This is a genomic window from Kribbia dieselivorans NBRC 106261 (assembly GCF_001552435.1).
GTDB classification, from domain to species: Bacteria; Actinomycetota; Actinomycetes; order Actinomycetales; family Dermatophilaceae; genus Kribbia; species Kribbia dieselivorans.
The window spans coordinates 1-10,581 of the sequence record NZ_BCRE01000112.1 but is presented as its reverse complement, the minus strand read 5'-3'; the positions used below and the strand labels follow the sequence as shown (position 1 = coordinate 10,581).

At 69.7% G+C, this 10,581-nt stretch carries 13 protein-coding genes; 4 read left to right on the top strand and 9 right to left on the bottom strand.

Annotated elements, in window-relative coordinates:
- Positions 1–110 precede the first annotated feature (110 nt).
- Genes KD1_RS10055 through KD1_RS10045 form a run of 3 tightly spaced genes read right to left on the bottom strand, consistent with a single transcriptional unit; the run spans position 111 to position 3,668 of the window.
- Positions 111–1,016, bottom strand: a complete 906-nt coding sequence (locus KD1_RS10055; protein ID WP_083542348.1) for an ABC transporter permease — start codon at positions 1,014–1,016, stop codon at positions 111–113.
- The gene (locus KD1_RS10050) at positions 1,009–2,058 is read right to left on the bottom strand and encodes an ABC transporter permease (protein ID WP_068401337.1); all 1,050 of its coding nucleotides are present in this window, start codon (positions 2,056–2,058) and stop codon (positions 1,009–1,011) included. The genes KD1_RS10055 and KD1_RS10050 overlap by 8 nt, the downstream gene beginning before the upstream one ends.
- Entirely contained in the window at positions 2,055–3,668 is a 1,614-nt protein-coding gene (locus tag KD1_RS10045) for an ABC transporter substrate-binding protein (RefSeq protein WP_217995860.1), read from the bottom strand. Before KD1_RS10045 ends, KD1_RS10050 begins: the two co-directional genes overlap by 4 nt.
- Positions 3,669–3,812: 144 nt before the next feature.
- On the opposite strand from KD1_RS10045, the gene KD1_RS16270 reads away from it, so the two are divergent.
- Positions 3,813–4,196, top strand: coding sequence for an ArsR/SmtB family transcription factor (locus KD1_RS16270; RefSeq protein ID WP_083542347.1), 384 nt, complete (start codon positions 3,813–3,815; stop codon positions 4,194–4,196).
- On the opposite strand, the gene guaB is transcribed toward KD1_RS16270, so the two are convergent.
- Complete coding sequence (guaB, locus tag KD1_RS10035; RefSeq protein WP_068401332.1) at positions 4,178–5,713, bottom strand: IMP dehydrogenase; 1,536 nt, start codon at positions 5,711–5,713, stop codon at positions 4,178–4,180. The two genes, KD1_RS16270 and guaB, sit on opposite strands and share 19 nt — an antisense overlap.
- Before the next feature lie 9 nt (positions 5,714–5,722).
- Positions 5,723–6,139: a nitroreductase family deazaflavin-dependent oxidoreductase gene (locus tag KD1_RS10030; RefSeq protein WP_068401330.1), complete on the bottom strand. Its 417-nt coding sequence runs from the start codon at positions 6,137–6,139 to the stop codon at positions 5,723–5,725.
- 140 nt (positions 6,140–6,279) lie between these two features.
- Between KD1_RS10030 and KD1_RS10025 the strand changes: the two genes are divergently transcribed.
- Positions 6,280–6,573 (top strand): WhiB family transcriptional regulator, encoded by a 294-nt coding sequence (locus tag KD1_RS10025; RefSeq protein ID WP_068401328.1) that lies wholly within the window; start codon positions 6,280–6,282, stop codon positions 6,571–6,573.
- A gap of 37 nt (positions 6,574–6,610) precedes the next feature.
- Here KD1_RS10025 and KD1_RS17520 read toward each other — a convergent pair whose 3' ends face one another.
- On the bottom strand, positions 6,611–6,733 hold the full coding sequence (locus KD1_RS17520) for a hypothetical protein (RefSeq protein ID WP_281177611.1): 123 nt from the start codon (positions 6,731–6,733) through the stop codon (positions 6,611–6,613).
- A 106-nt stretch (positions 6,734–6,839) separates the two neighbouring features.
- Between KD1_RS17520 and KD1_RS10020 the strand changes: the two genes are divergently transcribed.
- Entirely contained in the window at positions 6,840–7,064 is a 225-nt protein-coding gene (locus KD1_RS10020) for an RNA-binding S4 domain-containing protein (protein WP_217995859.1), read from the top strand.
- 10 nt (positions 7,065–7,074) lie between these two features.
- Here KD1_RS10020 and KD1_RS10015 read toward each other — a convergent pair whose 3' ends face one another.
- From KD1_RS10015 to groES, 3 genes are all read right to left on the bottom strand, one after another.
- Positions 7,075–7,758: an aspartate/glutamate racemase family protein gene (locus KD1_RS10015; RefSeq protein ID WP_068401325.1), complete on the bottom strand. Its 684-nt coding sequence runs from the start codon at positions 7,756–7,758 to the stop codon at positions 7,075–7,077.
- Between the two features lie 136 nt (positions 7,759–7,894).
- Complete coding sequence (groL, locus tag KD1_RS10010; protein WP_068401322.1) at positions 7,895–9,505, bottom strand: chaperonin GroEL; 1,611 nt, start codon at positions 9,503–9,505, stop codon at positions 7,895–7,897.
- 110 nt (positions 9,506–9,615) lie between these two features.
- Positions 9,616–9,909: a co-chaperone GroES gene (groES, locus tag KD1_RS10005; protein ID WP_068401319.1), complete on the bottom strand. Its 294-nt coding sequence runs from the start codon at positions 9,907–9,909 to the stop codon at positions 9,616–9,618.
- Between the two features lie 227 nt (positions 9,910–10,136).
- Between groES and KD1_RS10000 the strand changes: the two genes are divergently transcribed.
- Positions 10,137–10,581: DUF8688 domain-containing protein (locus KD1_RS10000; protein ID WP_502690820.1), on the top strand; the 445-nt coding region annotated here is incomplete at its 3' end.

The window sequence follows — 10,581 nt, the reverse complement described above, 5'->3', positions numbered from 1 at the left end:
GGCCGTGTGCACCCAGGCCGCCCGACCGGCCACGCGGGTGGGCAGCCGCAACGTGAGATCGCGCACGGCCACGACCGGCGAGGTCGGCGGCGTACGGGGTTCGGCGGCGCTCACTGCTCCACCACCGTCGACGCGGCCTGCGGCGCGAACCGGTCGCGCAGCGCCCCGGCGACCCCGCTGACCGCCAGCGTCGTCACGACGAGGAACAGCGCGGGGAAGGCGAGCGTCCACCAGTTGCCGAGCAGCACCTCGCCGGAGGACACCTGCAGCAACGTCCCCAGGGAGGCCTGGTCCGGTGGCAGCCCGAGGCCGAGGAACGACAGCGTCGACTCGTGCCAGATCGCGTGCGGCAACAGCAGCACCACCGCGACGGCCGCCTGGCCCAGCGTGGCGGGCAGGATGTGTCGACGCAGCACGTGCCACCGCGACGCCCCGGACAGATAGGTCGCGTCGACGTACTCCATGCTGCGCACGGTCAGCGCCTCCGATCGCACGATGCGAGCCACCGCGGACCAGTGGATCAACGCGATCGAGAGGATGATCGCGATCAGCGAACCGCGGTACATCGCGACGATGACCACCCCGAGCAGCAGGTGCGGCAGGGCATTGAGGGTGTCGGAGAAGCGCATGAGCACGGCATCGACCCACCCCCCGACGGTGGCCGCGACCGTGCCGACGGCCACCCCGATCACCGTCGACCCGATGGCACAGACCACGGCGATGAACAGGCTGACGCGCAGTGCCTGGGCCACGCGCACGAACAGGTCCAGGCCCGAGTGGTCGGTGCCGAACGGGTGGGCCGGCGACGGCGACTGGCGGGCATCGACCAGTTGCGGCGTCGTCAGGGAGTCCGGGGCGAACACGGGCACGAGCACCGCGTACGCCACGATCAGGCCCAGCGTGACCGCCGCGACCGCCGTGGTGGTCGGGCGCCAGGACGTGGGCAGACTGACGGAGCGTCGTGCCCGCCGGTCCGCGGTCGCGCGCGGCGGGCGGGTCAGGGTGGAGTCAGCCATCGACGCTCACCCGCGGGTCGAGCAGCAGGTAGAGGACATCGGCGAGCAGTGAGCCCACGAGCACCAACGCCGTCGTGGCCAGGGTGAGCACCGCCAGGAGCGGGAAGTCGAGCGCCTTGGCGGCGGCCACGACCGCGGCGGCGATGCCGGGCCACCCGAACACGGCCTCGACGAGCACGGCGCCGACGACGATCTCGGGCAACCGCGCTCCGATCAGGGTGACGAGCGGGGCCAGCGACACCGGCGCGATGTGGCCACGCACCACGGTGCGCCATGGCAGTCCGCGGGTCACCGCACCGCGGACGGCATCGGAGACCATCGCGTCGCGCACGGAGGAGCGCACCGACAGGATGAACCACGGCATCTGGCTGATCGCCAGCACCAGGGCGGGCAGCACCAGGTGCTCGGCCACGGAGGTCACCGTCGCCGGTTGGCCGGGCGTGGTCGCTCCCCCGGCGGGAAACGCGCCCAACCCGATCGCGAACACGGTGATGACCGCCAGCGACAGCACGAACGGCGGCACGGCCTGCACCACCAGGGCGAACCCGGAGCACAGCCGGTCGAACCACGAGCCCGGACGCAATCCGGCGAGGAGACCCAACGACGCTCCGGCGATCACGGCGACGACCAGGGCGACCCCCGAGAGCAACAGCGTCCACGGGACCCGCTCGGTCAGCACATCGGCGACCGGCTGCCCATAGACCCGCGAGTGCCCCAGGTCGCCGCGGGCGATGTCGGCCCACCACCCGATCCAGGAGCGCCACCACTGCTCCCCCAAGCCCAGCGTCTGCGCGATCTGCTCGCGCTGCTCGAGGGAGGTGCGCTGGAACCGGTCACCGAGGTAGGCCGCGAGCGGGTCGAACGGCGACCACGCCCCGAGGAGGAACACCATTGCCGAGACGATGAGCAGGATCGGGACCATGATCGCCAGCCGTCGCGCCACCAGCCGGGCGATCTGCGGCCGGCGCGAACGCCGGCGGCGCCCCACCGGCCCGGTCGTGGTGGGCGGGGCCGATGAGGCCGCTGTGACCGCGGCCGTCATTGCGCCGACCACTGCCCGAGGTTCCACCACGGACCCCACCCGATGCCGTGGGAGTGCGGCTCGACGACGCGCTCACCCTGGTTCCAGCCGTTCTCCTTGGACACGTACGTGTGGTGCAGGTGCAGGAAGATCACGTGCGAGGGGTCCTTGACGTACTCCGTCTGGACCGTGCGCAGCGCCTCAACACGCTGGGGGCCGTCGGGGGTGGTACGGGCGGTCTCCAGGGCCTCATCGAGCTTGTCGGAGCCGAGATTGGCCGGGTTGTCCCAGACCGCCGCGCCGGGGATTCGCGTGTGCAGCGTCGCGTAGAGCTGCGTGTCGGGCGAGTAGGGCTTGTCGCCGCCGCCGAGCAGGATGCCCAACTCGTCGATCCGCGGTTCGATCTTGTCGAAGTCCAGGCCCTCGAGCGTGACCTCGACCCCGAGCCGCTTCATGTCCCCCGCGAACGCGGTGGCCAGGTCACGACGCACGGAGTCGGTCGGGCGGTAGGCGATGGTGAAGCTGGCCTTGTCGCGGCCCTTGGCGCGGATCCCGTCGGATCCGACCTTCCACCCGGCGTCGTCGAGCATCCTCTGCGCGGCGGGCAGGTCGAAGTCGAACCGGGCCTGGCCGACGTAGGCGTCGCCGTAGACGTCGGACATCGGCGTCCACGCCAGCGCGCCGTGCCCGGCCAGGACCGTGTCGACCATGGCCTGCCGGTCGACGGCGAGGTTCATCGCCAGGCGCGCCTTCGCGTCGTTGGTGAAGGCACTGTTCTTCGGGAACGAGATGCCACGCCAGTCGGCGGACTTGACCGAGTCGATGATGAAGCCGTCCTTGCCCTCGAAGGTGGCGGCGACGGTCGGTGGCAGGTTCGTGCCGTCGAACTCGCCGGCCAGGGTGCGCTGGGCGCGGGTGTTGTCGTCGGGCAGGTAGGTCGTGGTGAGCTTGGTGACCTCGGCGGCGCCGTCCCAGTGGTCCTCGAACGCGGTGAACACGGCCCGCTCGGCGGAGAGGTCCTCGAGACGGTACTTGCCGGTGCCGATGGGCTCACGGTTGAGCGACGACTTCTCCGCCGGGCCTGTGCCGAGCTTCTCCGACGGCGCGATGCCGATCGTCAGGCGTGAGGGGAAGTCGGCGTAGGGGTACTTGAGGGTGAACACGACGTCCTTGCCACGGGCGCTGACCGATCTGATCATCGCGACCGAGGAGGCGATCTCCGATGCGGAGGCGGGATCGAGGATGGCACGGTACGTGGCCACGACGTCCTCGGGCCCGAAGGTGCTGCCGTCGTGGAAGGTCACGCCGTCGCGAACCCGGACGGTGTACGTGGTGCCCTTGGCATCCACGGTCGGCTCCTGCGCGGCCAGCACCGGCGTGAACTCGGGCAGGTGTTCGTCGCCCTCACTCTTCAGGCCCAGCAGGCCTTCGTAGATCGGCGAGACACCGAGCTCCCCGTAGCCCATCACCGGGTTGTAGCCACCCAGTTCGAAGCCGTCGGCCAACACGAGTTCGGTGGGGGTCTCGGTACTGGCCTGGCCCTCGGCCGAACCGCCACAGGCGGACAAGGTCAGGGCCGCGGAGGTGGCGAGGGCGGCGATGGTCAGGAGGCGAAAACGGGCAGCGCTCACGTCGATCCTTAGGAATATGTGTCCAATTGAACACATGAGAAGGGGGCGCACCCCACCCTAGGGCACCCCCCGGTTCTCGCAACTCGGGGCGCAAGGAGGCACCATGTGCAAGGAACAACAGGGGCAGACCACAGGGGGCCTTCCATGGATGAGCCGGGGACCACACCCACGCGGCCACACGCGGCGACGAGCCGCTCAAGCGTCGACGCGCTCGAGGACGCCGCCCACGAGCATGGCCCGGTCACGGCAGGCGACGCCCGGGCGTGGGCCACCCGGTTCGATCTCCTGGGCGACCCCACGAGACTCCGCCTGCTGGCGCGTATGCACGATCAGCCCGGCAGCACCGTGCGCGAACTCGCCGATTCGGCGGCCATCACGGCCACCGCGGCCTCGCAGGCGCTACGGGTGCTCCGCGACCAAGGCTGGGTGGAGGCCGCGCGTGACGGTCGGTCGATGCGCTACACGCTCATCGATGACACGGCGCACGCGTGCCTCCACCTGATGTTGGCTCAGTTGCCGCGCGAGTAGTTCGGTGCGTCGACGATGCCGACGACGTCGTGCGGGTGGCTCTCCTTGAGGCCGGCCGCGGTGATCCGGACGAACTGACCGCGGGCCTTGAGCTCCGGGATCGTGCTGGCGCCGACGTAGAACATCGCCTGGTGCAGGCCACCGACGAGCTGACGGGCGACGGCCGAGACCTGCCCCTTGAACGCGACCTTGCCCTCGATGCCCTCGGGCACGAGGTCCTCGTCGTTGGTGATGTCGGCCTGGAAGTAGCGGTCCTTGGAGTAGGACTTCTGGCCGCGCGAACTGAGGGCACCGAGCGACCCCATGCCGCGGTACTGCTTGAACTGCTTGCCGTTGACGAGGATGAGATCGCCGGGGGCCTCCTCGGTCCCGGCCAGCAGCGAGCCGACCATGACCGAGTCCGCGCCGGCCACGAGGGCCTTGGCGATGTCGCCGGAGTACTGCAGCCCACCGTCGCCGATGAGCGGCACGCCGGCCGGACCACACGCCTGGGCGGCGTCATGGATCGCGGTGACCTGCGGGACTCCGACACCGGCCACGACCCGGGTGGTGCAGATCGACCCCGGCCCGACGCCGACCTTGACCGCGTCCACGCCGGCGTCGACGAGCGCCTGGGCTCCGGCGCGGGTCGCGACGTTGCCGCCGATGATCTGCACGTGCGAAAGCAACGGGTCGCCCTTGAGTTTGCGAATCATGTCGAGCAGGAGCTTCGCGTGGCCGTGGGCGGTGTCGACGACGAGCACGTCGACACCGGCCTCGATGAGCATCGTGGCGCGCTCGAACGAGTCGCCGAAGTACCCGACCGCGGCGCCGACGAGCAGGCGACCCTCGGCATCCTTGCTGGCCAGCGGGAACTGCTCGGACTTGACGAAGTCCTTGACCGTGATGAGACCGGCGAGCTTGCCGTCGGCGTCGACCAGCGGCAGACGCTCACGCTTGTGCTGGCGCAGGAGCGCGGTGGCGGTCTCCTTGTCGGTGTCAACCGGGGCCGTGATGAGCGGCATCGGCGTCATGATGTCCTTGACCAGCATCGATCCCCACTCCGAGACGGGCGTGAAGCGCAGGTCGCGGTTGGTGATGATGCCGACGAGGGTGTTGTCGGACTCGACGACCGGCAGGCCGGAAACCCGATACTCACCGCAGATGCGGTCGAGGTCCTCGAGCGTGGCCTCGGGGCCGATGGTGACCGGGTTGGTGATGCGCCCGGTCTGGGTGCGCTTGACGAGGTCGACCTGGTAGGCCTGATCCTCGGCGGACAGGTTGCGGTGCAGGATGCCGACGCCACCCTGGCGGGCCATGGCGATGGCCATGCGCGCCTCGGTGACGGTGTCCATCGCGGCCGAGACCAGCGGCACCTTGAGCGAGATCTCGCGGGTCAGCCGCGTGGTGGTGTCGACCTCGCTGGGGATGACGTCGGTCTCGCCGGGCAGGAGGAGGACGTCGTCATAGGTCAGACCCAGCTTCGCGAACGGGTCATGGGGGGTGTCGGATGAAGGGGTGGAGGCTCCGAGACTCATTGGACAATTCTAGTGCTCGTCGCGACTGCTTCCGACCACGTCGAGGAGGAGGTAGTGCAGGCCGCCACTGCGCTCGACGCCACGGCGCACCAGACCCCTGGTGACCTGCGCCGCCGTGGCCGCATCGACGATCCGCGGTCGGGTCAGGGTGACGTCGCGACCCCTCCAGCGCAACGTCGCTCCCCCGGCGGCGATGACGTTGCGCGCCCAGTTGGTGTCGGTGCCCCAGACCAGGCCGATGAGGATCACCGTGGGGTCGGACGGGACGACCGCGATCGGGGTGGCGTACGACGCTCCGCTGCGACGGCCGACGTGGTGCATGACGGCGAAGAGGGGCAGGACGCGACGCCCCGAGGCCCACGTCGCGAGCGGCTCGGTGAGCCGAACGACGATCCGGGGCGGGCCCTGCCGTTTCGCTGTGGCCACGCCTCCATGTCTACACGGTCGACCACGAGGCCGGTAGCCAATCGTTCAACCAGAGTTGGCCTGCTGTTTGCCGGGAGCACGCCCCAGCGCACCTTTGGCGGGCACTGTGTCACCGTCAGACCAACCCGAGGGGGACAGACATGGCCGATTTGACTCGCTTGCCCGGACCCATCTTCGACCTATGGGACTGGCAGTTCCAAGGGTCCTGCCGCTCCACCGGGGCCGAGCAGTTCTACCACCCCGAGGGCGAACGCGGCTCCGCTCGCCGCAACCGCGACCTCGCGGCGAAGGCCGTCTGCCACACCTGTCCGGTCATCGTGGCGTGCCGCGAACACGCCCTGCGCACGCGCGAGACCTTCGGCGTCTGGGGTGGCTTGACGGAGGACGAGCGCGCGGCCTACCACGCCGATCTCGCCGCCTCCCAGGCCTCCTGACGCACACGCCGGCATCCTGACGTACACGCGTTTCCGCTCACCCGGATCCGGGGGTCGCGACCAAGGCGGCGAGGTCGCCGACCGCGCCCAGGTGCCTGAGCTTGTCGGGGTTGATCTGATTGCGCAGGGCCACGATGCGGCCCTGCTCGTCGAACGCCAAGGCCAGACGGGATCTCGCGTGGACGCCTCGCTACCCCTCGTGGCGCGTGGGGTTCACCGACGGCCTGTGACTGCGCTGAGGAGCGCCGTGGCCGTACGCTGGTCGGGTGAGCGCCGAGCCCTTCGAGATTCCCATTCATGACGAGATGATCCGTCTGGGGCAGCTGCTCAAGCTCGCCTCCCTCGTCGAGGACGGCGCGGAGGCGCGCAGCGTGATCGAGGAGGGCCTGGTCACCGTCGACGGTGAGGTCGAGACCCGCCGTGGTCGGCAGGTGCCGGTCGGTGCCGTGGTGGCGATCGGCGGGCAGTCCTGCCGCGTCGTCTCCGGCTGAGTGGCTGGGGTCAGCCGAGCATCCAGGCGACGGCACCCTCGACGTGGATCTGCGTCGAGGAGTACAGCGGCACGTCCGCGTCCTCGCCGCGCACCAAGAGCTGGATCTCCGTGTCGGCGAGGATGATGCCGTCGGCACCATCCTTGTCCAGGCGGGCCATGATCTGCTGGAAGCGCTTGCGCGAGGGCGTACGCACGACCCCATGGACGAGTTCGTCGTAGATGATGTGCGTGATGTCGGCCTGCTCGACCTCGTCGGGACGCATCAGTTCAATCCCCTCGTCGGCCAGCGCGGCGCGGTACGAGGAGTCGTCCTGGGCCGAGGCGATGAGGCCGACCTTGGTGGCGCCGTGGCTGGCGACGCGGAGGGCGATGGCCTCGCCGATGTGGAAGAAGGGCACGTTCAGCGCCGCCTCGATCTCGGGCGCCACGTGGTGCATCGTGTTGGCGGCCAACAGCACGGCCTCGGCCCCGGCCGACTCCAGGCCACGGGCGGCGTCACTGAGGAGGTTGGCCATGCCGGCCCAGTTCTCGTCACGGGCCATCGCGTCGACCTCGGCGAAGTCGACGCTGTGGATGAGCAGCCGCGCGGTGTGCAGGCCACCCAGGCGCTGGCCCACGGATTCGTTGAGCAGGCGGTAGTACTCCGCCGTGCTGGTCCAACTCATCCCACCGAGAACCCCGAGAAGTCGCATGGACCACAGGGTAGGGCCCGCACTTCCGGCATGGGGCGCCGGGGCCGAAAATGTGACCGACCCCGCCTCGCGCGAGCGAGACGGGGTCGATCGGGGGCGCGGGTATCGAGTCGTCAGCCGACCCGATCAGCGCGGATCAGTGGGAGTGACCGTGACCGGCGGCGGCCGGCTCCTCGTCTTCCTTCTTGTCCACGACGAGGGTCTCGGTGGTCAGGACCATCGAGGCGATCGAGGCGGCGTTGCGCAGCGCGGAGCGGGTGACCTTGACCGGGTCGATGACGCCGGCGCCGATGAGGTCGCCGTACTCGCCGGTCGCGGCGTTGAGGCCCTGACCCAGCGGCAGCTCGCTGACCTTGGAGACCGCGACGTAGCCCTCGAGGCCGGCGTTCTCGGCGATCCAGCGCAGCGGCTCGGCCGCGGCCTTGCGCACGATGTTCGCACCCACGGCCTCGTCACCCTCGAGCGAGAGCGAGTCGAGCACCTCGACGGCGTGCAGGAGCGCGGTGCCACCACCGGCGACGATGCCCTCCTCGATGGCCGCGCGGGTCGCGGAGATCGCGTCCTCGATGCGGTGCTTCTTCTCCTTGAGCTCGACCTCGGTGTGGGCACCGACCTTGATGACGCAGACGCCACCGGCGAGCTTGGCGATGCGCTCCTGGAGCTTCTCGCGGTCCCAGTCGGAGTCGGTGCGCTCGACCTCGGCGCGCAGCTGCGCGACGCGGTCGGTCACGGCCTGGTGCTCACCCTGGCCGTCGACGATGGTCGTGGCGTCCTTGGTGATGACGACGCGGCGGGCGCGACCGAGGTCCTCGAGGTTCGCCTGCGCCAGGGTCAGGCCGACCTCCTCGGCGATGACCTGACCGCCGGTGAGGATGGCCATGTCCTGGAGCATCGCCTTGCGACGGTCACCGAAGCCGGGCGCCTTGACGGCGGCGACGTTGAACGTGCCGCGGATCTTGTTGACGACCAGGGTCGAGAGGGCCTCTCCCTCGACGTCCTCGGCGATGATGACCAGCGGCTTGCCGGCCTGGACGACCTTCTCGAGCACCGGGAGCAGGTCCTGGATAGAGGAGATCTTGCCCTGGTTGATGAGGATGTACGGGTCGTCGAGGACCGCTTCCATCCGCTCGGTGTCGGTGACGAAGTAGCCGGAGATGTAGCCCTTGTCGAACTGCATGCCCTCGGTGAAGTCGAGCGCGGTCTCGGCGGTCGAGGACTCCTCGACGGTGATGACGCCGTCCTTGCCGACCTTGTCGAAGGCCTCGGCAATGGTCGCGCCGACACCGGCGTCCTGGGCGGAGAGGGCGGCGACGGAGGAGATCTCGTCCTTGCCGGCCACCTCGCGGGCGGTCTCGAGAAGACGGTCGTTGACGGCCTGGACGGCGGTGTCGATACCGCGCTTGAGCGCGGACGGAGCGGCGCCGGCAGCCACGTTGCGCAGGCCCTCCTTGACCATGGCCTGGGCCAGGACGGTCGCGGTGGTCGTGCCGTCACCGGCGACGTCGTTGGTCTTGGTGGCGACCTCCTTGGCGAGCTGGGCGCCGAGGTTCTCGTACGGGTCCTCGAGCTCGATCTCGCGGGCGATCGTCACACCGTCGTTGGTGATCGTCGGGGCGCCCCACGCCTTGTTGATGACCACGTTGCGGCCCTTGGGGCCGAGCGTGACCTTGACGGCGTTGGCGAGCTGGTCGACGCCTCGCTGGAGGGCGTCGCGGGCGGAGTCGTTGAACTCCAGTTCCTTGGCCATGGTGTGTCCTTGCGTGTCAGGGGTGGTGAAGGGAACGACGCCCCGGGGAGCCCACTCGGGCCGCCACCCGGGGCGTCGTCAAACGCTTGCGCGTGCGGAAGGTGCGATGCTCAGCCGACGATGGCGAGCACGTCGCGGGCGGAGAGGATCAGGTACTCCTCGCCACCGACCTTGACCTCGGTGCCGCCGTACTTGGAGTAGATGACGCGGTCGCCGACGGAGATGTCCATCGGGATGCGGTCACCCTCCTCGCCGAAGCGGCCGGGGCCGACAGCGAGGACCTCGCCCTCCTGCGGCTTCTCCTTGGCGGTGTCCGGGATGACCAGACCGGAAGCAGTGGTCTGCTCGGCCTCGACCAGCTTGACGACGATACGGTCCTCGAGCGGCTTGATGGAAACCGACACGATGACTCCTTCCCTCGTGGGATGGGACCCGGCCTCATGCCGTGCCCCATGGAAATGTCCGGGTTTGGTGGCCTGGACGGGTGGTCGCCGTCGCGGGGGTCGACCTGGTCCTGACCATTGGCACTCACATGGTGCGAGTGCCAAGTACGAATCTATGCCGCGATTGGCACTCGGTCAACCTGAGTGCCAACTCGTGTTGCGGAGCGCAGTCGGGAGACAATGCCGCGGTGAAGGTGGAAACGGTGCGATGGCTGGCCTCAACCGAAGGCCAAGGTGTCCTTTCCGCTCTCCCCGATTATCGCGACTCCGATGTGTTCGCCTTGACGAGCGGGCTGCGCGAGGCCGGTCTGGACGCCGACCAGGTCGCCGCCACCCTGACCCAGAAGCGACTGCGCGAACGGGCACAGGACAAGTTCGGTGAGTTCGCCGAGGGCATGCTCTTCACCGCCGACGGACTCGAGCAGGCCACCCGACTGCAGCTCGCGGCCCAGCACGGCGGGCGGTTCGCGAAGGCGTCCACCGCCCAGGTGTACGACCTCGGCTGCGGCATCGGTGCGGACGCGATCGCCCTGTCCGCGCTCGGCGTCACGGTGCACGCGGTCGACGCCGACCCCGTCACCGCCGCGATCGCCGACGTCAACCTGCGTCCGTGGCCGGACTCGCGCGCCCACG